Origin of the sequence: Rhodoferax sp. (assembly GCF_012927445.1) — a bacterium.
Taxonomy (GTDB): Bacteria; Pseudomonadota; Gammaproteobacteria; order Burkholderiales; family Burkholderiaceae_C; genus Rhodoferax.
In genome coordinates this window covers 21,733-43,841 of sequence record NZ_JABBPD010000007.1, presented here as the reverse complement: position 1 = coordinate 43,841, position 22,109 = coordinate 21,733, and the positions used below count along the sequence as shown (strand labels likewise).

General features: G+C 56.1%; 18 protein-coding genes and 1 pseudogene. 13 read left to right on the top strand and 6 right to left on the bottom strand.

Annotation, left to right across the window (positions count from 1 at the left end):
• Window positions 1–3: 3 nt before the first annotated feature.
• The 5 genes from HHJ17_RS11915 (at window position 4) to HHJ17_RS11895 (ending at window position 10,799) form a co-directional block, all read left to right on the top strand.
• Window positions 4–5,007 carry an N-6 DNA methylase gene (locus HHJ17_RS11915; protein WP_296505944.1) on the top strand — a complete coding sequence of 1,668 codons (5,004 nt, stop codon included), beginning with the start codon at window positions 4–6 and terminating at the stop codon, window positions 5,005–5,007.
• A 13-nt stretch (window positions 5,008–5,020) separates the two neighbouring features.
• Window positions 5,021–7,018 carry a hypothetical protein gene (locus HHJ17_RS11910; protein WP_296505942.1) on the top strand — a complete coding sequence of 666 codons (1,998 nt, stop codon included), beginning with the start codon at window positions 5,021–5,023 and terminating at the stop codon, window positions 7,016–7,018.
• Window positions 7,019–7,102: 84 nt separating this feature from the next.
• Window positions 7,103–8,305 (top strand): HEPN-associated N-terminal domain-containing protein, encoded by a 1,203-nt coding sequence (locus tag HHJ17_RS11905; protein ID WP_296505940.1) that lies wholly within the window; start codon window positions 7,103–7,105, stop codon window positions 8,303–8,305.
• A gap of 1 nt (window position 8,306) precedes the next feature.
• Window positions 8,307–9,992, top strand: coding sequence for an ATP-binding protein (locus HHJ17_RS11900; protein WP_296505938.1), 1,686 nt, complete (start codon window positions 8,307–8,309; stop codon window positions 9,990–9,992).
• Between the two features lie 42 nt (window positions 9,993–10,034).
• Window positions 10,035–10,799, top strand: coding sequence for an HNH endonuclease (locus HHJ17_RS11895; RefSeq protein WP_296505936.1), 765 nt, complete (start codon window positions 10,035–10,037; stop codon window positions 10,797–10,799).
• Window positions 10,800–11,046: 247 nt separating this feature from the next.
• Here the strand turns inward: HHJ17_RS11895 and HHJ17_RS11890 are convergent, their stop codons facing one another.
• Complete coding sequence (locus HHJ17_RS11890; protein WP_296505934.1) at window positions 11,047–12,198, bottom strand: replication initiation protein; 1,152 nt, start codon at window positions 12,196–12,198, stop codon at window positions 11,047–11,049.
• Window positions 12,199–12,269: 71 nt separating this feature from the next.
• The gene (locus HHJ17_RS11885; RefSeq protein WP_296505932.1) at window positions 12,270–12,434 is read right to left on the bottom strand and encodes a hypothetical protein; all 165 of its coding nucleotides are present in this window, start codon (window positions 12,432–12,434) and stop codon (window positions 12,270–12,272) included.
• Between the two features lie 482 nt (window positions 12,435–12,916).
• Here HHJ17_RS11885 and HHJ17_RS11880 point away from each other — a divergent pair, with 482 nt between their 5' ends.
• From HHJ17_RS11880 to HHJ17_RS11860, 5 genes are all read left to right on the top strand, one after another.
• The gene (locus HHJ17_RS11880) at window positions 12,917–13,420 is read left to right on the top strand and encodes an HAD domain-containing protein (RefSeq protein ID WP_296505930.1); all 504 of its coding nucleotides are present in this window, start codon (window positions 12,917–12,919) and stop codon (window positions 13,418–13,420) included.
• Window positions 13,421–13,606: 186 nt separating this feature from the next.
• Window positions 13,607–13,912 (top strand): hypothetical protein, encoded by a 306-nt coding sequence (locus tag HHJ17_RS11875; protein ID WP_296505928.1) that lies wholly within the window; start codon window positions 13,607–13,609, stop codon window positions 13,910–13,912.
• Between the two features lie 496 nt (window positions 13,913–14,408).
• A complete protein-coding gene (locus tag HHJ17_RS11870; RefSeq protein ID WP_296505927.1) occupies window positions 14,409–16,613 on the top strand; it encodes a hypothetical protein in 2,205 nt (734 codons plus the stop codon).
• Between the two features lie 380 nt (window positions 16,614–16,993).
• On the top strand, window positions 16,994–17,269 hold the full coding sequence (locus HHJ17_RS18785) for a transposase (protein WP_366557541.1): 276 nt from the start codon (window positions 16,994–16,996) through the stop codon (window positions 17,267–17,269).
• A 34-nt stretch (window positions 17,270–17,303) separates the two neighbouring features.
• On the top strand, window positions 17,304–17,537 hold the full coding sequence (locus HHJ17_RS11860) for a hypothetical protein (protein ID WP_296499150.1): 234 nt from the start codon (window positions 17,304–17,306) through the stop codon (window positions 17,535–17,537).
• Here the strand turns inward: HHJ17_RS11860 and HHJ17_RS11855 are convergent.
• The 4 genes and pseudogenes from HHJ17_RS11855 to HHJ17_RS11840 all read right to left on the bottom strand — a co-directional run bounded on the left by HHJ17_RS11855 (window position 17,519) and on the right by HHJ17_RS11840 (window position 19,921).
• Window positions 17,519–18,688 (bottom strand): hypothetical protein, encoded by a 1,170-nt coding sequence (locus HHJ17_RS11855; RefSeq protein ID WP_296499153.1) that lies wholly within the window; start codon window positions 18,686–18,688, stop codon window positions 17,519–17,521. The two genes, HHJ17_RS11860 and HHJ17_RS11855, sit on opposite strands and share 19 nt — an antisense overlap.
• 113 nt (window positions 18,689–18,801) lie before the next feature.
• Window positions 18,802–18,942, bottom strand: a pseudogene (locus HHJ17_RS11850) (IS256 family transposase); the annotation flags it as partial.
• A 192-nt stretch (window positions 18,943–19,134) separates the two neighbouring features.
• The gene (locus tag HHJ17_RS11845) at window positions 19,135–19,356 is read right to left on the bottom strand and encodes a helix-turn-helix domain-containing protein (protein ID WP_296499156.1); all 222 of its coding nucleotides are present in this window, start codon (window positions 19,354–19,356) and stop codon (window positions 19,135–19,137) included.
• A gap of 184 nt (window positions 19,357–19,540) precedes the next feature.
• Entirely contained in the window at window positions 19,541–19,921 is a 381-nt protein-coding gene (locus HHJ17_RS11840; RefSeq protein WP_296499159.1) for a hypothetical protein, read from the bottom strand.
• Between the two features lie 80 nt (window positions 19,922–20,001).
• Here HHJ17_RS11840 and HHJ17_RS11835 point away from each other — a divergent pair, with 80 nt between their 5' ends.
• The 3 genes from HHJ17_RS11835 (at window position 20,002) to HHJ17_RS11825 (ending at window position 22,055) form a co-directional block, all read left to right on the top strand.
• Window positions 20,002–20,421, top strand: a complete 420-nt coding sequence (locus HHJ17_RS11835) for a TfoX/Sxy family protein (RefSeq protein WP_296499162.1) — start codon at window positions 20,002–20,004, stop codon at window positions 20,419–20,421.
• A 24-nt stretch (window positions 20,422–20,445) separates the two neighbouring features.
• On the top strand, window positions 20,446–20,853 hold the full coding sequence (locus tag HHJ17_RS11830; RefSeq protein ID WP_296499166.1) for a YchJ family protein: 408 nt from the start codon (window positions 20,446–20,448) through the stop codon (window positions 20,851–20,853).
• Window positions 20,854–20,924: 71 nt separating this feature from the next.
• Window positions 20,925–22,055 carry an ABC transporter substrate-binding protein gene (locus tag HHJ17_RS11825; protein ID WP_296499168.1) on the top strand — a complete coding sequence of 377 codons (1,131 nt, stop codon included), beginning with the start codon at window positions 20,925–20,927 and terminating at the stop codon, window positions 22,053–22,055.
• The last annotated feature ends 54 nt before the right edge of the window (window positions 22,056–22,109 follow it).

Here is a 22,109-nt window from a genome sequence, read left to right as displayed (position 1 = left end):
CCCATGAAAAGCGTCCGCCGAGCCACTTCCACGCTCAACCTGCCCACCCTCAAACTCGAAGGCGGCTTGTTCCTGCCCGATATGCTGGAAAAAGCGGCCCTGGGCCAAGCCCGCCTGCAAACCGAGGCTGATTACGGCATCCCCAAGGGCCTCAAGCTCAAAGACGAATACAGCCGCGCCTTCCAGATCGCTTGCGCCCAGTGGCGCAGCTTTGCCCCGCTGCTGGAGCGCACCGACTACGATGCCCAGCACGCCACCGCCACCTTTGTGACCGAGTTGCTGCGTGATGTTTTTGGCTACGCTGCTGTGGGCGCAATCACTGGCATCACCTTGGGGGATCGCAGCTACCCCATTACCCATTTGGCCAGCTCGCCTCAGAACCCCGAGCTCGCACTGCCCATCGTGGTGGCCCCGCACACCTTGGGCCTGGACGATGCGGACACGCGCTTTGCCATTCAGGGCAGCGGCAGCCGCAAAAAGACAGCTTTCCAACTGGCGCAAGAACTGCTCAACGCCAGCCCAGACCACCAGTGGGCCATCGTCACCAACGGTAAAACCCTGCGCCTGCTGCGCGATGCCGCCACGCTCACCCGCCCAAGTTACCTGGACTTTGACCTCCAGGACCTGCTCAGCGGCCAGCGCTTTGCCGAGTTTGCTTACGCCTGGCGCTTGCTACACGCCAGCCGTGCCGGTCTGGTAGGTGGCACGGCCGATGCTCCCGCCCCCGTGGTGTGGGAGGCCTGGCGCGAAGCTGGCCAAGAAGAGGGAACTCGCGTGCGCGATGGCTTGCGGCTAGGCGTGACCGAAGCCCTCATTACCCTGGGCCAGGGCTTTGTGCAGCACCCCGCGAACGATGCCCTGCGCCAAGCCTTGCAAGACGGTTCCCTGAGCAAAGAAGCCTACTTTGCCCAGCTGTTGCGCCTCATCTACCGATTCATCTTTATCTTTAATGTGGAAGAGCGTGGCTTGGTGCCCAACGCTCCCCAAAACGACGATGACCCCGCCACCGCACGCGCCAAGCTGGCTGCCTCTCAAGCCTATGCCCAGGGTTATGCCCTGGCCCGTCTGCGCGATATGTCTTTGCGCCGCCGCGCCCGCACCCGGTTTGATGATCTGTGGCAGGGCGTGAAGATTGTGTTCAAAGGCCTGGCTCAGGGCGAGCCCCGCTTGGGTCTGCCTGCCTTGGGCGGGCTGTTCGCCCCCGCCCAGTGCCCCGCACTGGATGGCGCACAGCTCACCAATGCGGAACTACTGGCCGCCATGCAAAGCCTGCGTTGGGCACGCCAGAGCGGTGCCAGCTTGGCCCCCATTGATTACCGCAACATGGGTACGGAGGAGCTGGGTAGCGTGTACGAAAGCCTGCTGGAGCTGGTGCCCGAGGTAGATCTGCACGCCCGCAGCTTTGGCTTTGTGGGCCTGACCAGTGTGGGCAGCACAGCCGGCAACGACCGCAAGCTCACCGGCAGCTACTACACGCCCGACAGCCTGGTGCAAGAGCTCATCAAGAGCGCGCTGGACCCGGTCATTGAGCAGCGCTTGGCCGCCAACCCCGCCAACCCGGTGGACACTTTACTGGCCATTCGCGTGATTGATCCAGCTTGTGGCAGCGGACACTTCTTGCTGGCTGCTGCGCGCCGCCTGGCCGAGCGCCTGGCCAGCTTGCGTTCGCCCGATGGCGCGGTCACCCCGTTGGCTTACCGCCATGCCTTGCGGGAGGTCATTGCCCGCTGCATTTTTGGCGTGGACCGCAACCCCATGGCTGTGGAGCTGGCCCGCACCGCGCTGTGGCTGGAAGGCTTTGAAGAAGGCCGCCCGCTGGGCTTTCTGGACCACCACTTGCAATGCGGCGACGCGCTGCTGGGTCTCACTAACTTGCACGCGCTGGAAAAAGGCATTGCCAAAGATGCGTTCAAAGCCCTTTCGGGCGACGATGCGGCTGTGTGCAAAGTGCTGGCCAAGGCAAATGCGGCGGGCCTGAAGCAAATTGCCAAAGACCTGCAAGGCGGCCAGGTGCTGCTGGGGTTTGACAACGCCACGGGCCTGCAGACTCTTCGTGCCATTGAGGCCCTGAGCGCCGACACCCCGGAAGAAGTTGCCGCCAAAGAACAGGCCTACATTCAATTTTGTGAGCAATCCACGAACAGCCCACTTGGGCTAGCGGCCGATTTGATGGTGGGCGCTTACCTGTTGACCAAAACTGCGGCCACCGCCGCGCATGTGCCCACCAGCGAAACCCTGCACGCTGCACTGACCGCCCCGCATACCCTGCAAGAGCAGGGAACCGCGCATGCAGCGGCTGTGGCAGGGGCGCATGCTGCCTGTCAGCAAGCGCAGGTTCTGCACTGGCCGCTGGCGTTTCCGCAAGTGTTTGCAGCCGGTGGCTTTGACTGCGTGTTGGGCAACCCGCCGTGGGAGCGCATAAAACTGCAAGAAGAAGAATTTTTTGCCACCCGCCATCCGGCGGTGGCCGCTGCCAAGAACAAGGCTGAGCGCAGCCAACGCATCCAGTGGTTGAGCGAGGGCGTGCTGAGTCAGCATCTTTACCCCACAGACAGCGCCCACCACACACCCACCGAGAGTGGGGCCGAACAACGCTTGTATGCCGAGTTCATCACCGCACGTCGCGTGGCGGAAGCTGCCAGTGTGTTCATGCATGTGGATGGTGTGGACGGCGGGCGCTACCCGCTCACTGGTGTGGGGGATGTGAACACCTATGCTTTGTTTGCCGAGACCATTCTGCAAATCACATCGCCATCAGGTCGCGCCGGTTTCATCGTGCCCACCGGCATTGCTACGGACGACAGTACCAAGGCCTACTTTGGCCACATCACCCAGAGCGGGCGGTTGGTGAGTCTGTTTTCGTTCGACAACGAAAAGTTCATTTTTCCTGCGGTTCACCATTCGTTCCGGTTCTGTCTCGTCACCCTCGGTACAGTGGACCAGGCTGAGTTTGTGTTTTTTGCTCAGAAATCGTCAGAAATTCTTGACCCAAGAAGACGTTTCCAACTGACCAAAGCAGAGTTTGGTTTGATCAATCCCAATACGCTGACTTGTCCGGTGTTCCGTAGCGGACGCGATGCCGAGCTGACTAACAAGCTGTACCGCGCGGCACCAGTTCTGATCCGTGATGCTGTGGTCGAAGGCAAGGGAAAAGATGCAAAAGTCAAGACAGCAGAGAAAAACCCATGGGGCATTTCGTTCATGGCGATGTTTCACATGTCTGGTGACAGTGAACTTTTCAAAAACACCACTACCTCCAACCGCCTACCCCTTTATGAGGCCAAGCTCATCCACCAGTTTGACCACCGATGGGCCACCTACACGCAGAATGGTGACAGCCGGGACATGACGCTGGCGGAAAAGCAAGACCCCCACAGCAGCGCCATCCCGCGCTACTGGGTGGAGCAGCGCGAGGTGTGGTTGCGCTTGACCAACCTGCCCGAAGGCTTGCGCAAGGCCTTGCGCGATCGCAATGAAGCGGCCACGGTGCTGTGCGCCACGCAGCTGTTATTTGGCCACTGGCTGGCAGCGCAACACAGCGTGAACCCGAAGTTGGGTTTGTACCCCGCCTGGAAGGCGTTTGTGCAGCAGTACCCCTATGCCCAGAAAGTGGCCCCGGTGTCACTGGGCTTGTGTGGCAATAACCCACCATGCTTCAAGCCCGTGGATGACAACTACCTGCCCGCCGAGGGGAGTTTTGAGGTGGCAATGTCCAATGAACGGGCCAGTACCGCTTGGTACGCAGTGGATCCGCATGCACTGGAGCAGATACTGGCTTTGACCGCTCGACATCGCGACCTGTACGAACCCGCCATGGTGCTGCAAAGTGCCCAGGATGTACTGGACTTGGCCGAGCGTTGGCTGCAAAAGTCTTGTCCGAAGTGGTTGATGGGGTGGCGGGACATCACCAGCAGTCATGTGTTAAGGACGGTAATTGCGTCAGTAATGCCGCTTGCAGGAATAGGTAACAAGATCCCGTTGTTACTGCTGGGAACTTCCATTTCCGCACGACAGGCGGCAGCATTTCTGGGTAATTTGTCAGCACTGGTGTTTGACTTTGTGGCACGTCAAAAAATTGGTGGAACTACTTTGAATTACTTCTACTTGAAGCAATTCCCAATCTTGCCTCCCGACCGCTACACCGAAGCCAACCTCGCCTTCATCGTCCCGCGCGTGCTCGAACTCACCTACACCGCGCACGACCTGTCGGGCTGGGCGCAAGACCTGGGCTACAGCGGCCCACCCTTCGCCTTCGACCCCGACCGTCGGGCCGTTCTGCGTGCTGAGCTCGATGCCTACTACGCCCGCCTCTATGGTCTGGACCGTGACGAACTCCGATACATCCTGGACCCCGCCGACGTGATGGGTGCCGACTACCCCAGCGAAACCTTCCGTGTGCTCAAGAACAAGGAACGCATCCCAGGTACGGATCAATACTTGACGCAACAGTTGGTACAGCAAGAATTTGACCGAATGGCTTTGGCGGATGCTGTTGGGCAACCGTATCAAAGCTTGTTGGTGCCACCACCGGGCGAGCAGTCGCAGCCCGTGTATTCGGCAATAGGCCTCATTCGCAGCGAGGACGAAGCACGGTTCGCGGGGCTCTTGTGGACCTTGCTAGAACAGACGGGCAAGTTGCCACGACTGAATGTGAGTTATATCGTGGCTGTTATGCGGAGTGGGGTGTGGCCTGTAACGGGACTGATTGCTCAGGATGCAGCGCTGCTCACGGCATACAACCAAGCGAACCCGGAACTTCGCTCGATGGGTGTAGGCCGGGTGTCTCAGTGGCTACAGTGGTTTGAGAAAGCGGGCTTTTTGCGCGTGCAACAGCAAGGCTCTGTATTTGAAATCATTGCCCAAAGCACACGTCCACCCGAATTGACGCTAGAGCCTGATATGCCAGCGGTGGCCCAAGCACTTTTGCGCATGGCGGACAGCGGATTGCAACAGCCTGCTGGGCATGAGGTGGCTGCGGAAGTGGATTTGCGTTGGAAAGCCGCATAGGAGCATGTGACCCATGAATGAATTACGCAAGCACCTTCCAGCACAGAGAACGCAGCCCCGTCTTTGGGTTGAGCGTCTTGAGCTATTTCGGGAGCCAGATCCAGAACACCTGATTCGATCCATCTCCCTGCGTCGTGGAATGAATGTGATATGGGCATGCGAGCCGGATGAATCCAGTCGGCATGCTGGCATTCACGCGGCGGGGCACGGCGTGGGAAAGACATCGCTCTGCCTTTTGTTGCGCTATTGTTTGGGAGATAGCAGCAAGTCGATTGATGAGCTAAGAGCCGAGTTGATATCCGAGTTGCCTCAGGGAGGAGTTGGTGCCGTTGTTCATATTGAAGGCACGCCTTACGCCGTGTTTCGCCACTTCAATGCCCACCGCGAAGGAATGGCCGAGCCAGGGGATGATTTGGCATCGCTGTTGGCGAACGGTGGGTCAATGGTCTACAAGGAATTTGAAACCCTGCTTTCAGGATCCATGTTGTCTGGCGTTGCGCCCCGGACGATTCCAGAAACCGGGCAAGTGATTGAGTGGCGGCATGTGCTGGCCTGGGTGGGCAGAGATCAAGCCGCCCGCTTCAAGGGTTTTTTTAACTGGCGAGATGGTGAAGGAGTAGGGCTACAGCGTCCTCGTCAAGACCCGCCCATCGTTTTGCGCGCGGTGCTGGGTTTGGTGGACAACCGTGAATCGGATTTGCTGGCCCGTCTGCGTCGCTTGCAAAGTGAACAGGAGGCGGCCCAAACGGCGCAGACCAATTTGTTGCGAGAACCTAGCCTGATTCGAGGGCGGATTGAATCGGAAGTGCGTGTTTGGCTGGAAGTGCCCCGCGACCTTCCGATGGTTACCAATGATTTGTTTAAAGACAGCGTAGAACAAGAAATTACAAAGACCCAGTCGAAAGCCGAAGCCTCGTTAGATCAGTTGAATCGCGAAATGGCGGTGCTGGAGGAAGCCCTGTTGCAAGTTCGCATTGAGTACAAACAAGTCAAAGATGCGTTTAACGCTGCTGATGTCGAATACAAGATGGCAGACGCGGCTCGGCTTGGAGATGAGGCTGCCTACAAGCAGTTGGCCAAAAGGCGTGAAGACTTGAAAAGCGCGACAGGCCCTTGTGAATATGGCCAAGTTTTGTTTCAGCAGTGCCAGCACATACAGGCAGAAATTAAGACGTTGAGTTTTGTTGATAAGCGTGATCAAAACGCTTTGCTCAAGAATGCCGAAGATTGGACAGAGCGCGCCGTGCAAGCGCTGAAGCGCCGCAATGACTTGGATGCGCCGTTGAATTTAGCGCTGGCGAAGGTTAACGCCAAAGACAATGCACTCAAATCCCCTAAGCTGCGGCGTGACACATTGCTGGTTGAAAAAGACCGAGGTCAGCGGCTTTTGAAAGAGCTTGCTCGTTGGGAGCAGGCATCTGGTTCGCCAGAGGCTGCTACACGGGTCGTAAAGGCCGCTGAACTTTGCGCAACAATTCAACGACAAATTGATTCAACACGCACACAGCTTTCGATTGTCCAACATGAGATATCGGGGCGTGAACGTGTGCTGGGCGAGCTAACCGATGCCTTGGCCCAAGAGCTGCTGTCGAGGGAGGCCTTCGGGACCATGGATGTGCGTGATGAACTCCGACCATTCCGCCTCTCGCTTCGTGGTGGTGAGGCATTTCGCGTCTTGGAGATTTTGTTGGGTGACTTGGTGTGTCTGTTGGATGCAAGCAATTCGGCCAGCACCTTCCCGGGTATGTTGATTCACGATTGCCCACGGGAGGCCGATATGGGACCTCGCCCCTATGCCGATTTTCTGCATTTGATTGAGCGCATCGAAACCCAGGGCTATGGGGAAGAGGTGCCGTTCCAGTACATCATTACAACCACAACGCCGCCACCAGAGTCCCTTCAGGTACTTCCCTACCTGCGTTTGACCTTGGACCCTAGCCGCGATGATGGGTTGTTGTTCAAGAGCCGTTTCAATTCACAAATCCAGATGCAAACGGAGCTTAGGCAATGATCGGTTTTCTGTTTGATTGGTGTACCACCATCCGCGTTGAGTCTGCGGCTTTGTATTTGTGGTGTGGAATTCAATGAGATAGCCATGGGTATTGTCAAAAGCCAATGGTTAGAGCAAGAGGAGCGCGGCTGGCAAGACCCGGAAACCTGGGTGTGTCAGCACTGCATAGGCGAAGACTCGCATCTGCGTCAATTGGTGCGTAAGAACTTAGGTGGCGTATCTTGTTCATACTGCAAAAGCAAGACACGCAAGGCCGCGCCTATCGCAGTTTTGATGGCTGCTGTGTTGTTTGGGGTCAAATACAGCTACAACGATGAAGCGAACGCTGGATGCCCCTATGACCGAGAGTTCAATATTGAATACATGTCTTCAAGAGACGTACTCGAACAGGTCCTTGATGTTGAGGGGCTGGATTGGTCGGATGCACTAAAGAACGATGTGGCCGAGGCATTCGCAAATACTGGATGGGTCGATGCCCCGGATGGGGATTGGATGGGTTCGTATAACCATGAGCGCCTCCATTGGTCGTGGGAGTCATTCGCGCATGCGGTGAAATTTCAAAGCCGATTCCATTTTCAAACCCGCAAGCGCCCCCGCAGTTACAGCGATGACTTGGTGAGTGTGCATGAAATGCTTCCATTTCTGGGGCAATTGGTGCGTCAACACAGCATGGTACGCAAGCTACCGGTAGCAACGATCTTGCAACGTGTTAGGCCCGGCAAGCATCCCCATTCGGTTTTGGAACTAGGCCCACCTCCTAAAGAGAAAGCATCGGCAGGAAGAATGAATCCGGCTGGCATTCCGTACCTGTACCTGGCCTATGACGAAAAAACTGCGTTGGCAGAAACAAGGTCAAAGAAGGGGGATCAGGTCACCATTAGCCAATGGTCACCCATCCGCGATTTGCATGTCATTGATCTAAGTTGCTTCCCCAGGTGTCCATCAGTTTTTTCCGACAAGAGGCGTGAGCATGACTTGGTGCAGTTTCTTTACAAGTTCACGGATGAAATTTCCAAGCCCGTAGCCCACGATGGAAGTGAGCATATTGAGTATGTACCGACACAAGTAGTTTCCGAGTATTTTGCGCAGGCCTTTAAGCACGCCAAAAGCAAGCGGGTGGATGGGTTGATTTACCCCAGTGCGGTGGCACAGGATGGTAGAAATTTGGTTCTTTTCCCGCAGTACGATGATGGTCAGGCGACCCATACCCATGAGGCATTTGCGGCCATGGAACTTAACGTGTCAAGGTCTGGTCGTGTAAATAGTTGTGGTAACACCGTAATTTGAGATGACTTCTTCTATTCCAGAAACCGAAACCCTCACCGTCGAATTCAAAAGCGACCGCAAACGTCTGCCAGACATTGAGTTGGTGGAGGCAGTCGTCTGCCTGGCCAATGCAGATGGCGGTGACTTGTGGCTGGGTGTGGAAGACGATGGCACGCCTACCGGCCTGCACCCCGATCATCTAATGCTGACGGGGTTGGCGGGCATGGTGGCTGCGCGAACGTCGCCATCCGTCAGCATCACCGTATCGTCGGTGGAGGCTGGCGGGATGACTGTGGCCCGCATCAACGTGCCCAAGGCACAAGGAGAAGTGGCGACGAATGGCGGGGTGTACTTGCGCCGCCGTATCAAGCATGACGGCACACCCGAATGCGTGCCCATGCTGCCGCATGACCGTGTCAGCCGTGCCAGCAGCTTTGGCATGCTGGATGTCTCCGCCCAGCCCGTGGCGGGCACCACGTTGGCTGACTTTGACCCATTAGAACGGGAACGCTTGCGACAAGCGGTCAAGCAATATGGTGGTGACCGTGTTTTGCTGGAGCTGGACGATGAAGCCTTGGATGGTGCGTTGGGTCTGACAGCCCGTCAGCCCGATGGCAGTCGCTTGCCCACGCTGACGGGTTTGCTTTTGGTGGGCCGTGAGTCTGCGCTGCAGCAATGGGTGCCCACGCATGAGTTCGCCTTTCAGGTGATGGCGCAGCAGTCGGTTAAGTTCAACGAATTCCGCCGTTACCCCTTGCTCAAGGCGGTGGACTGGCTGGAAACCAATTTCCGTCCCTACAACCCCGAAGAAGAGTTGCAGGTGGGGCTGTTCCGCGTGCCGGTGCCCATGGTGGACATGGGGGCCTTCCGTGAAGCGGTGGCCAACGCACTGATCCACCGGGACTATCACCGTCTGGGGGCCGTGCACATCCGGCTGGAAGACGAAGCTTTGGTGGTGAGCAACCCTGGCGGCTTGGTGGATGGCGTGACGCTGCAGAACCTTCTGGTGACCGAACCCCGCCCCCGCAACCGGTCGCTGGCCGATGCAATGAAGCGTATCGGCGTGGTGGAGCGCTCCGGTCGCGGTGTGGACACGATTTACCGGGGCATGCTGAAGTTTGGCCGCTCCGCGCCCGACTACACCCGCACCGATTCGCAAAACGTGGTGTTGCGCATGCCCACGGAGCCTGCCGACCTGGACTTTCGCCGTCTGGTGGTGGACGAAGAGCGCAGCCGTAATACCGAAATGCCCATCGATTCCCTGATTGCTCTGGGCGCTTTACGTCAGCTGAAGCGTTTGTCTGCTGAGGAGCTGGCCCAGCGTATTCAGCGAGATGTGACTTCGGCCAAGCGCACGCTGCAGGCGCTGACCGAAGCTGGTTTTGTAGAGGCGCACGGTGCCACCCGGGGACGCACTTACATGCTGTCTGCTGCGGTGTACGGGGCAGTGGCTGACAAGGCTGCCTACACGCGGCAAGCTGGGTTCGCACCTATTCAAAATGAACAGATGGTGCTGAGCTATGTCCGTCAGCACGGTCGCATCAAGCGCGCCGAGGCGATGGAGCTATGCCGTTTGAGTGAGGGCCAGGTAAAAGGCCTTCTAAAACGGATGTGCCAATCCGATTTACTGGTCTTGGAGGGGGCTGGACCTGCTTCCTTCTACCGAATCGGTGCATTGGATCGGATGAAATCGGATGAAATCGGATGAAATCCAACTGTATATCCGATTCGGGGTCGGTGCTTTGCTGATATGAACCCACTACAACGCACCTTGATTGAGAAAGCAGGCCATGACAATGGCTTTGAGCATGTGCTGCCAGGGGATGAGGAGCATGTGGCGTTGGCTTCCGCCCGGCACCCTGCACAGGTCACGGTGACAGTCGTAGGGGATGTATTTGACGTGGCTATCCAATCCGGATCGGCCACGCTGGCGCAGGAATTGGCGCGCACTTTCCCCAACGAAGGCCGGGTAACGCATGGATTCGTGTTGCAGACGGAGGCCGTTCTGGCCCAGTGGCTACGCCGTGCCGCCGCGCTGTCGCAAGCCCTGCCAAACCAAGCGGTCACGGCGTTTGAGCAGCAAGTGCAAGCGGAACTATCGGCCATGCCCGAACCCGCCGCACAAAACACCGAAGTGCTGCGCATGGTGCGCCAGCGGGTAGGGCAGCAGGCTTATCGCCAGGCCATGTTGGATTATTGGGGCGGAGCCTGTTCGGTGACGGGCTTGGCCCTGCCGCAAGCCCTGCGTGCCAGCCACGCCAAACCGTGGGCCGAATGCGCGTCTGACTCAGAGCGGCTGGATGTGTACAACGGCTTTTTACTCAGCGCCAATCTGGACGTCTTGTTCGACAGTTTCCTGGTCAGCTTTACGGATGAGGGTGAGTTGTTGGTGTCCGAAGTCATTACGCTAAGTGACCAACAAAAGATGGGACTTGCCGCTGGCATGCGTTTACGTTGGGTGTCCGCTGAGCACAGACCATATTTGCGCTTTCATCGACAGCATTTTTGCAGCTGACCACTGTACGCAGTAAATGGAGATGCTGGCGGGGAGCGGATTCTGTTCAGCGAATCTTTGGAGTGCAGGGCATGCCTAGAGTGAACCACTGAATCGCTTTTGCGTGGCACACAAATCACACCGGCCATTTGAAATGGTCGTCTGCCTTTGGTGTTCCTAAGTTCTAGTGCTCAGGTCTGCGCCCCGAAATTCACTGGCTTGCACCTCTTACTCTCGGGGGCATCTGATATGGCTTTCGTCTCACGTCTCAGACACTACGGTCTTTCCCCTGCCGGCGGTACCAAGTTGCACGCGAAATCCCTTCGGTCTCCCACGGCCGAGTGGTCCCAGTAGTAAGTGGCCGACCGCCCAGGCGCCCCCGATCTGCTTGTCGGGCACGAAATTCGGCGGTGTGGGGGCGTGGTCCCGAGAAGTGTAAGCTGCAAAATCGTGCAATGCTTTTTGCGGTGGTTTCCACTTCATTGTGCGAAAGTGGGTCGGGGAACAGTTCGTTGCACTGGTGCGCAAAGGACGCTATGTCGTCGCCGTCGTTTGCATTTACGTAAGCCCACTGCCGCACTGCATCGAACAAAGCACGATTGCGCCGGCCCTTTTCGATATGCCCTAAATCGGAAACATCATTGCACTTGCTCCGCGGCTTCTGAGTTCGTTCTAAATCGAGGCCAGCGGCTAGCTCTTCCAAAGTGTATGCAGGCATGATGGCTGGCTTGACTACGAGCCAGGCGAGATGCAGCGGGTTCTTTGTCAGCAAGCCAGTGTAGTTTTCGTCGGCATCCAATGCGGCACGAAGCGCTTCACGTACGGCGCGCAGATATGCAATGGGCTTATATCGTCCATGGATGGAAGTGCAGACAGGGCTGCTCAGAAGATAGACCACGTGGTGGTGGCCGTTCAAGGGATTGAGCGTAATAAACGACGGCTCAGGCAGGTCGGCCAACCGCCAGCGCTCAACGTTTTGATGGTCGCAGTCGAATACCAGCCAGTGAGTCATTCCTGGCGGATTCAGTTGAACTGAACGCAACCTATACGCAACATGCCATGAACACAGTCGTGTCCCGTGTTTGTAGTCGTCGGTGGCCCTGGGTCGGTATGGAATACGGTTGGAATCCCCAAAGAATTCAACTACGGCATCGGGAAGAGGCCGGACCTTTCGCATTCTTTTGCGCTGGGGTGGCGTGGCCAGGCTCACTCCCTGTTCGGCAGCCAGTTCCTGCCATTCCTGGCGAACCCTATTTCGCTCTTCTTCGCTGCAATCGACATAGCGGCTCGCCGGGTGATCCAGAGCTTGGATAGTTTGTCTGATTGCCTGCTCTGAGTTTCCCAAGCCTGCATCAAAGCGAGCTGATATTTTTCCCCGGCGCTCAGCCAGAGTTTTGATGATGTCGTCGTAGTTTGACATGGGCACACCTCTCGGGGTATGCCGCTCCAGCAGACTATTAGCTGGCCTCTGTACTACTCACGAATATTTCCTCACCGCTGGAAGCGGCGGGTCTTGATAATCCGTGCCGCTACTCGTGCAGTGACGTGCAATGTGGCATGGCTCTCGCGCGCTGCCACGGTTTCTTTCATGGCAATTTTTGCGCGCTCAAAAGGTATAGCCGCGCCAATGCCAATGAGCTTCCCTGCTTGAAGCATGTCTCCAAATAATTAAGAACGCAGGAACATCTTGGCGTGGCCAGATGACACGCTGAGTCCGAAGTTGACAAATCTGAATTTCTCGTGACATCAAGGAAACCCCCAATGGCTCGCATTCAATCTCAGGGCTACCCTTACGTCCAAATGAGGCTTCGAATCATGGACTTACCTGAGAGCGTTCCACGTGACCCATGGCCACCGTAATGATGACCCCCACGAAAATCGCCTGGAAAATCTTGTCCCAGGTACCCCAGCAGACAATATTGCTGACCGTATCCGGAATGGCCATCAGCTCTGTGGAATGCGGCATCTACTTGCTAAATACACAGATCCGCAGCGTGCAAAAGTCGCTAATCGTCTTGGGCCTGGGGTGAAAGCTCGTGAGGTATCGATCCTCACGGGGGTCGGGATACAAACCGTGTACCAAATACAGGCACGAATTCGAAAAGCAGCCGGACGCTGATGTGACCCATGGAGCAGATGTGAACGGAACAAACGCACTTGTGCTTTATCTCGATTTTGACGGCGTGTTGCACCACGAGAACTGTTTGTGGCACCCGGAGAGAGGCGCGTACCTCTGCGCGCCATCTGGCTACTCGCTCTTCCAGCATTCATCTCTGCTTGAGCAAATTCTTGAGCCATACCCACAAGTGCAAATCGTGCTGAGTACGAGTTGGGTGGTTCGCTACGGCTGCGACGCTACGACTAAACGCCTGCCACTCTCGCTACAAGCGCGCGTAATCGGTGCGACTTTTCATTCGCGGCACATGAGAGACGATGAGTTCAAGGATATGCACCGTGGCCAGCAAGTGCACGAAGACGTCTTGCGGCGGCGCCCGCGGGACTGGCTGGCTCTTGATGACGACGCTGAGGGATGGCCTTCGGAGCACGCGGCACGATTTGTGCAGACGCATATGTACGAAGGTCTCAGCGAGCCAGCCGTGCTGATTGAATTCAAACGAAAGTTGAAGGAGATGTGCCGGTAACCCAGCTAGAAGTCAAGTGTCCAAAATCCGGCTGGGTGCATGCTGCGATACCCGTCTCAGCGGTGGTGCCTGAGGCGGCTATGCCCGCACCCACCGCTCAAAATACCGAAGTGCTTCGCGTGGTGCGCCAGCGGGTACCAATGGGGATCTTCTGCCGCATGTGCGGTGCTTATCAAGAGAAATTGCATGGCCAAATCAAAATCCACCCCAATGACGCGTGATGCCGCCAGCGGTATGCACGGGCGTCAAGATGATGCTGAATTCCTGGCTCACTGGAAAGCACCTGCCGTGTTTTCGCATGCAACCGAAGGGAAGCACCTTGTCCGTCAAATACAGGACTACGTGCGCAAACGCGAGGTCACCTCAGAGTTGCAGATGGTCTTGCACGGAAGCACTTTGACCCTGGTTGAAATCGATAGCGTCCTCAACGCTGAAGACCGCCCCGTGGCAGCTAGTCAATTGATTTCAGCCAAATTGGACCGCCTAAGCTGAAATCCGGAGCCCACCACGTCGCACCTCAGCCCCTTCGGCATGACCAGCAAGTACGTCTTGTTTGCTGTCCTGCTGTGCCTGCAGGGGCCATTTGGGCTGTGACCGCCATGGCTCTTGACGACCAAGGGCCGACGTTTGCCCCTATCGTTACAAAGCAGCGTTCAGGCCGACGAGAGGACTCATGGTTGTACCGGCATTCGTGAATGGCGGAAATTTCTTGTATGTCAACATCTAACCGGGCGTTGCTGTTCGTTGTCGTAAAAACAGCAATTGCTGTTTTTACGACAATCAACGACAACGGCAATTAAAGCATCGACCGGTTGAATCCAAGACCTGTAGCTGGTATTGGGGAGCGTCGCTCCAAAGAGATCCTTTATCGATGCGAATTCCCCAAAGCTGTCACTTTTGGTGTATTCGGTTTTTGGTAGGAAACTGTGGTTTTGCATGAAGCAGAGATGACCGTAGAAATGAAACCTTTAGCTGCCGATAATGTGGAATGAATCGAAATTGGGTTGTAAACACAAATAATTCGCTCAACACCAAAACCTTTCCCGCTGGCCAAGTCATGGCATGGGCGCGGGATATCGCAACCGGCGAGCCGATTTACATTCTTGAGCTCGATGCAACGCGAACCGGTGGCGACTGCGCATGCGAATGTCCAAGTTGTGATCTTGCGCTGGTGGCCGTGAATGCCGCCAAGGAAAAATACAGGAAACGCCCTCACTTTCGCCACCCTAACGGCGCTGAGAAAAGCGAGTGCATGTTTCTATCGGCCAGATTGGCGGCGTTACACCTTCTGCGTGAGCAAGGTGTTCTGATGTTGCCTGGCAGGCGAATATACGGGCGCGTAGCTGGTTTGAGTGGGTTTGAACATGAAGCATGGGTTGAGATGCTGCCAGAGCGTGTTCACGTTCGAGACTTCGATTTCCATGACAAGGTGGCGGCCATCCTGACGCTTGATGATGGCCGTCAATTGCGCATACAGCTCACCGGAACCGGTGCAATTTCAACATCATTGGATTCTGATGGCCTGCCAATTCCAACCGTGATTCTTGATTTGCATGACCTGACCATTGCATCCATGTCGCCTGATGAGTTGAGAAGTCGGCTAACGTTGGTTCCCGAAAACCTTTGTTGGGTAAACCACTGGAAGGATCCAGAACTTAAAGCGCAAGCGCAAGAGGATGCACGGCGCCTGGCAGCAGAGCTTTTGGATATAGCCCCCGAGGATGAAAGTCTGTTGGCTGGTGTGGATGCTAAATTTCGGCATGAAACGCTTCTGCACTTTGAGGTCAAGCGGATCCTTGCCGAATCCAAAGAAATCCAGGTTTCCGCGCTGATTGCTGTTGTTACCAATCATGTCGACGGCGGCACGCCAATGACTGAAATTTGGTCGCGCAGCAGTGAGTTAATCCAGATCTTCGACGTGCAACTGGAGCAGCGGTTTGGCCGCGTTATTCCTGATGTCGTTGCCCATGTTTCTGATCCGTACGGCGCCATCATGATTGAGGTCACGGTGACCAATCAAATTACCGATGAGCGGCTGGTGCGCATCCGTGAACAAAACATCCCCACCATTGAGATCAACTTAAGCCAGTCTGGAGGGCGGATATCACGGGCAGATCTGAAAGCGTTGGTCATCCACGGAATTAACACCAAACGCTGGCTGCACCATCCTGAAATTGCCATACAGGAGCAAATTCTCGAAGCCAAAGTGGATGCCAAAATTACTGAACTCATGCAGGGAAAAGCAGAGCGCATACGTGTAATGGCAATGCCTTTGCAGGCAGTGGCTACTGAATATCTGAATGCTGTTCATGCCTTCGTAAAATCTTATTCTGACAAGGGCGAGTTCGAGTCCATAAACGATGCTATTGACCATAGAAGAAAATCAGTTTTATCGGTATCTGGAAATTTAGCGATTCACGGCTATCCAGGCGCATCAGACCCGTTGCTTATTCGAGCGCAGCGCGGCATCATTCCCCGACTGCTGTCGATTCACTGTGGCCACAGCATTACAAATCCGCAAGCATCGATCTTGGATGTAATGAACGAAATTCGCTGTGACAACTTTACCGAAAACTACAAGAATTTGACTATTTACTTGATTGCTGAAAATGCTTACCGCACAACCAATTTGGCCGATCGCCCTGATTGGTTCACAAAATGGGTGAACGATATCAAGCAGAGCATCGGTGCTGGCGAAGGTTTTTATCTTCGCGACGGGAAATATGACAAGTTGTTGGCGCTTCTATTTCCAGAAATCTCACCGGGACTTGCAAACGGATATGGCTCTGTAGTTCGGAAAAATAAACCGGCTGTTAGCAAAGTCCGTCATACCGCACCTAAATCAACGTATTCGCACGAAGTCGAATTTGATGCCGTTCTCAAAGATTCGCGTTGGCTAAAAGTCGGAGATGAATTTGGTAAGTGGTTCGAGATTTGGAGTGACAGGTACGGACTAAATTACGAACTTGGCCCCATTGCAGCGTTTTTGCAAAAAAATGGTTTTGAGAATGCCATTGCTGAATTGCATGCGTGGAATGCGTACGTTAAGCAGGTTAGAGTTTCAGGGCGCAAGCTACCGTCAAGATCTTTCACAGGGCCAGGCTATGATCACTCATCCTGGAAACGTCCAGCAGTTGACACGCCTAAGGAAAACCAATACGCACTTCTCAAGGGTCGTAATGGTCCGAGGTAATAACGAAGGCGGGCAGATCCTATCCCTTTCAGTCGTAAAGTCAGTCGAAATCATCGCCCGTTAATCCCGCAAACCGAATGACAGCTGTTGCATGTCCGGTCGACCCCGCGAACGTCAGGTCTTCAAGGTCGTGACCGTCTGTTTTGGGCTCTGACAAGACCGTCGTCGGCATCGAGCCCTTACGTCGCTCGATCCTTCCAGCCCCGAATTATCTTAAATTATCCAAAACAGATAATTCAAGATCATTGCCGATAGCAACCTCAAATTCCACCGCCCGGCATCGGTAGTCAGCGACCGAACCGATTCCCTTCCAAACGGTGAATGACTGCTTGTGGTGGTCTAATTTAAAAAGACACAACGATAGGTTTTTTCAAACCTAAATGGCGACAGACGTGAATAACCCGAAATCCCGAAGAACCTTCGATGCCAGCTTCAAGCTCCAGGTAGCTCAAATGGTCAAAACCCAAGGCTTGAGCATCAGTCAAGTCTGTAAAGACATGAAACTTGGCGAAAGTGCCGTCAGGCGCTGGGTCACCCAATTTGAAGCGGAACAGCAAGGGCAAAGCGGTGCCGGCAAGCCGTTGACCGTGGAGCATCAACGCATCAGGCAGTTGGAACTTGAAAACCGGCAACTGCGAGGCGACGTAGAGATATAAAAAAAGCATCGGCCTTCTTTGCCCGAGAACTCAGATGAGCTACCGACTCATTGAAGACTTGCAAGAGAAGGCCATCACCGTCAGCCAGGCCTGCCGCACTCTTGAAGTCAGTCGCTCAGGTTATTACGCAGCGGCCAAGCGGCGCAGCACAGCACCGGTGGTGTGTGCCGCCAGTGTTCATTTGCGAGCGGCTTTCGCGGCCAGTGGGCGTACCCGTAGTGACGATTCAGATTTGAACGGCAGTTCAGTTCAACCCTTCGCAACTTGAGATGGCACTGCAAGCTTCAGTTTGCGATCAACAATGAAATTGGAAACGTACTTGGCGGCAATGTAGTCCGCAAACAACTGGTCCTCAAGCTGAAAGGTCCCTTGGGGCGGCTTCCAAAGAAGCCCCGATTTGCGCATTCGATTCAATGCAGAGCGAACTTTTGCCAGGGTTGATTTCAGACCGGGCATGGTCGCCAGAACATCAAGTGTGTCTTTGGCCATGGGTGCAATGCCATGCGCCAGCAGGACCACGACAGTTTGTTCCAGCGGCAACAGCTTTTCAAACAAGCCTTGCCACGCTGCCACATTGCGGTCATCTGCCATGAAACGCTGGAGTGCACTCGTTACGTCGGTCACGCCATCGGCAGACATCGACTTGACCAAGTCTTTCATCAGCGCCGGTTTGTGGCCTAAATGTTCGAACACCGGCTCCAAGTCCACCATCTTGAGGTCTTTGGTGGGATGGACGTCCCGGTAATGCGCGGCCAGCAAACTCAAGTAGTCCGATCCAAGACTGGGGAACGTCAATAGTTGGGCGAACTGATACATCGGTCCGCCAGCGGCAACCATCATCGCACCCAAAGCCTCTTGAGATGACCCGGTGAAAACGGCGTACAACTTCTTTTTGTGCTTCTGCAGCACTGACCGGACGGTCGCGATGGCGGCTTCACCGTTTGGGGCTTGAGAAAGCGACTGAATTTCGTCGAGCATGAGCAGAACTGGCTTGCCGGATACCGTGGCCAGACGCGTAATCAAGGCGTCCAGACGCAATTCAGGTGTTGCTGGAAGCTCTCGTCGAGCAGGCTCGGCACCTAATTCCAGGCTGGCACTGAAGAGTCCCACTTTCTTGACAGGGGTGTTTGCAATCTTTCCGGCCGACGTCTTGGGCACGCTGACGTCATCCAAAGCTTCCTCCAGCGCGTGGTTGATGGCGGCCAATGGAGCGAACCGGTTAAGCCAGAGGTCAGCATAGACTGGAAAAAGGCCTGCCTTCTCGGCTGCGGGCGTCAGGTCCCCATCCAGGAAATAGGTTTTCCCGACACGGCGCGGTGCGAACAAGGCAATGGGCCGCCCGGGCTGGGCACGCAGAAGAGCGAGATAAGACTGGGCCAGTTCCAGACGGCGGATGATGATGTCATCAAAGGTTTTCATGCGCTATTGTCATTCGCTGCTACAAAAATGACAATGGCTATTGCTGCAGTACCTGACAATGAAGCAGAGCGCGTGAGAGTGTCCCGAATTTTGTGTAAACGGGGCGTTGAGTTTTAAGGCGTTGGCATCCTTTCCTCAAACTTGATGGTAAACCGGGTCAATGCAGCTCTCCAGTCTCTGAGCGGCATCGTCCATTTCTTGCTGATGTTGGTTAATGCCAAATAGAACAATTTCAGCAATGCATCATCACTGGGTCCTTCCTTCTAAACGGCGAATGACCGCTTTTGTCTCTGGTCACCGTCGGCTTTGGGCAAAGCGGTCGTTCAATTTCCGTAGCAGTCCTTGGCCTTCTTTCATTTCACGCATATCAACCCCAAAACAGGGACCCTTCAACAAAGGGTGCCACCATGAATTCAGAGCGCCTATTGGACTGGCACAAAACGCAGTCAGCAGCCTTGTGACCAGCCAGGTGTCCAGGCTTCCTGGGCTGCGAACAGGCGCTGCTGCCACTGTTGGACGGCAGTAACGCTCCAATAGACATGTTTGCCGATGCGCACCGGCGGCGGAAAGGCCTTGGCTTTGACCATGTTTTCGATGGCCCGCGGGGACAGCGACAGGTGGGCGCAGAGGTCGGACTTGTTGAGCAGCGTAGATAAATCGGTGGTCATAGGCCATCCATGGAAACAATGATCCAAGGTATAGGCAAGAGATCTCGTGATGGCCGCACATTTTCCTGGCCTGCATCAGCGCAAGCGGCGAGCCACAAGACGAAGCACCGACGGCAGGGGTCCGCTTTACATCGATGGGGCTAGGCTTATAATCCTTGAAGCGTATTCTTCTGACAGTTTTCTGTCATTCTCTTTGAAGGTCGGGTGCGCTGAGCTGCGTTTGACTGCGCATGAGTGCGGTTAAGTGCTTGATTTTGTTAGTAGTTGCGGATAGCTGCGCGGCACAAAAGCCGATTTTCTCCATTGAAAATCCTTGTGTCGGTGGTTCGATTCCGCCCCGGGCCACCAAAGTTTTTACTTTACAAAATGCCAACCCATGCGGTTGGCATTTCTGTTTCTGACGTTCACAACCATCGGCTCCGGTATATTTCGGGCCGTCTCTTCGGGCACTCCGACTAAAGCCGTTGAGGTCGTCAACCTCACTCCACTCGAACACTGCATTGCTGACTTCCAACGTCATCAATGCGGATCGCATAGCACCGAGACGGTGCTCTGTGCGTGACATGGCTGCGCCGCCTACAGCAACGACGCATGAACCTCCCCGGCTTGCAGGCGGTCAACCGAGTGGAATGCTAGAGTTCTGGCATGGCGTCACCCCCCAACGAATTTGCCCAGTACTGCTGCGACTTGCTGTCCACGGTCGGCCCTTGCGTGGCACGCCGAATGTTTGGTGGTTATGGCATCAGCACGGCCGGCTTGACGCTGGCGGTGCTGGCCGATTTGGGGGCGGGTGAGAAACTCTGGCTCAAGGCCGACGAGGCGTCGCGGTCGGTTTTTGAGGCCGCTGGCTGTGAACGGTTTGTCTACCAGGCCAAAGCCAAGCCGATGAGCATGAACTACTACAGTGCGCCCGATGACGCGATGGAGTCACCCGCGTTGATGGCCCCCTGGGCCCGACTGGCGCTTGAAGCGGCACTGAAGGCGCGTCAGTCCAAACCCGTCGCCCGGAGTGCGGGCGCAGCAAAAGCCGCAAGTAAAGCCAAGACGCGCGGCACGGTGGGCTAGCGGCCATTCGCTACCATCGGCGGCATGAAGAAAAACCTGCGCGCAACCCCGGTTCTTTGCCCCTGCGATAGCGGCCGGCCCTACGCCACCTGTTGTGCGCCCTGGCATGCCGGTTTGACCATGGGCGTGCATGCGCCGACGCCCGAGGCGCTGATGCGCTCGCGTTACAGCGCCTTTGTGCTGGGTCTGGTGGACTACCTGCTGGCCACCTGGCACCCGTCCACGCGGCCGGCTGAACTGGCGCTTTCGCCCGTCAAGTGGCTGGGGCTGGAGGTGCGGCGCGCGACCGCGGAGGGCGACGCCGGGGTGGTGGAGTTTGTGGCGCGCTCCCGGGAGAGCGGCCGGGCACAGCGCATGCATGAGACCAGCCGCTTTGTGCGGCTGAATGAGCGCTGGTATTACCTTGACGACCAGATGGCGGAGCGCACTTAAATAGTCCTTGAGAGTTGACCAGAACGCGGGGGCCGTTATGCTCTGGAAATTCTAGACAACTGACGCAACTCATGAAGATCATCAAAAAGCTGGTTTCTTTGACGCTGGTTTTGGCTTCTACGCTATCCCTGGCCGAGAACGGTGTGACGGACAAAGAGATCGTGATTGGCCAGTTCGCCGCCATCAGCGGGCCGGCCGCCCTGCTGGGGCAGCGCATGCAGCTTGGCATGCAGGCGTATTTCAATGCCGTCAACGCGCAAGGTGGCGTCAATGGCCGCACGATCAAACTGCTGACCCGGGACGATGGCTATGAGCCGGACAAAGCGGCAGCGGCAGTCAAGGCCTTGATCCGCGAGGACAAGGTGTTTGCCCTGGCCGGGTCGGTGGGCACGCCCACCGGGCTGGCCGCGCTGCCGATCCTGACGGAAGAGCAGGTGCCGCTGGTGGGCCTGTTCACCGGCGCGCAGGCTTTGCGCGAGCCCTTCAACCGGCAGGTGTTTCATGTGCGGGCCAGTTACTTTGACGAGACCGAACGCATCGTGCAGCACCTGACGACCCTGGGCATCAAGAAAATCGCGGTGTTCTACCAGAACGACGCCTATGGCAAGGCCGGTCTGGAGGGCATGGTGCGGGCCTTGACCAAGCGCAAGCTGAAGGCGGTGGCGACCGGCACGGTGGAGCGCAACAGTGTCGATGTGGCCAAGTCGCTGGAGACGATTCTCAAGGCGGAACCCGAAGCCGTGGTGCAGATCAGCGCCTACACATCGTCGGCCTCCTTCATCAAACAGGCGCGGGTCAAAGGCTACGGTGGTCAATTTTTTAACGTCAGTTTCGTCGGCTCCAAAGCGCTGGCGGACGAGTTGGGTGACGTCGGCGCCGGGGTGGTGATCTCGCAGGTAGTGCCGTTCCCCTATACGGCGAACAGCGCCGTGGTGCGCGACTACCAGCAGCGCATGCTGGAGGCGGGCCAAAAAGAGTTTGACTTCTCCAGCATGGAGGGCTACCTGACCGCCCGCGTGCTGGTGGAAGGGCTGCGCCGCGCCGGGCGCAATCTGTCGCGTGAGTCCCTCATCAGCGGACTGGAATCGATGCACGATGTGAACCTGGGCGGTTTCACCATCAATTACAGCGCCAAAGACCACCAGGGCTCCACCTTCACCGATTTGACGATCATCGGGCGCGGCGGCAAGTTCATTCACTAGCCGGCGTCAAACAAGCCGCTATAAATTAAATAGCTGCTTGCGCTTTATTCATAA

Bases quoted from the DNA above. Each gene is read 5' to 3' on its own strand.
- HHJ17_RS11915 (WP_296505944.1), top strand. From the start codon at position 4: ATGAAAAGCGTCCGCCGAGCCACTTCCACGCTCAACCTGCCCACCCTC.
- HHJ17_RS11910 (WP_296505942.1), top strand. From the start codon at position 5,021: ATGAATGAATTACGCAAGCACCTTCCAGCACAGAGAACGCAGCCCCGT.
- HHJ17_RS11905 (WP_296505940.1), top strand. From the start codon at position 7,103: ATGGGTATTGTCAAAAGCCAATGGTTAGAGCAAGAGGAGCGCGGCTGG.
- HHJ17_RS11900 (WP_296505938.1), top strand. From the start codon at position 8,307: ATGACTTCTTCTATTCCAGAAACCGAAACCCTCACCGTCGAATTCAAA.
- HHJ17_RS11895 (WP_296505936.1), top strand. From the start codon at position 10,035: ATGAACCCACTACAACGCACCTTGATTGAGAAAGCAGGCCATGACAAT.
- HHJ17_RS11890 (WP_296505934.1), bottom strand. From the start codon at position 12,198: ATGTCAAACTACGACGACATCATCAAAACTCTGGCTGAGCGCCGGGGA.
- HHJ17_RS11885 (WP_296505932.1), bottom strand. From the start codon at position 12,434: ATGCTTCAAGCAGGGAAGCTCATTGGCATTGGCGCGGCTATACCTTTT.
- HHJ17_RS11875 (WP_296505928.1), top strand. From the start codon at position 13,607: ATGGCCAAATCAAAATCCACCCCAATGACGCGTGATGCCGCCAGCGGT.
- HHJ17_RS11870 (WP_296505927.1), top strand. From the start codon at position 14,409: ATGAATCGAAATTGGGTTGTAAACACAAATAATTCGCTCAACACCAAA.
- HHJ17_RS18785 (WP_366557541.1), top strand. From the start codon at position 16,994: ATGGCGACAGACGTGAATAACCCGAAATCCCGAAGAACCTTCGATGCC.
- HHJ17_RS11860 (WP_296499150.1), top strand. From the start codon at position 17,304: ATGAGCTACCGACTCATTGAAGACTTGCAAGAGAAGGCCATCACCGTC.
- HHJ17_RS11855 (WP_296499153.1), bottom strand. From the start codon at position 18,688: ATGAAAACCTTTGATGACATCATCATCCGCCGTCTGGAACTGGCCCAG.
- HHJ17_RS11845 (WP_296499156.1), bottom strand. From the start codon at position 19,356: ATGACCACCGATTTATCTACGCTGCTCAACAAGTCCGACCTCTGCGCC.
- HHJ17_RS11840 (WP_296499159.1), bottom strand. From the start codon at position 19,921: ATGTCACGCACAGAGCACCGTCTCGGTGCTATGCGATCCGCATTGATG.
- HHJ17_RS11835 (WP_296499162.1), top strand. From the start codon at position 20,002: ATGGCGTCACCCCCCAACGAATTTGCCCAGTACTGCTGCGACTTGCTG.
- HHJ17_RS11830 (WP_296499166.1), top strand. From the start codon at position 20,446: ATGAAGAAAAACCTGCGCGCAACCCCGGTTCTTTGCCCCTGCGATAGC.
- HHJ17_RS11825 (WP_296499168.1), top strand. From the start codon at position 20,925: ATGAAGATCATCAAAAAGCTGGTTTCTTTGACGCTGGTTTTGGCTTCT.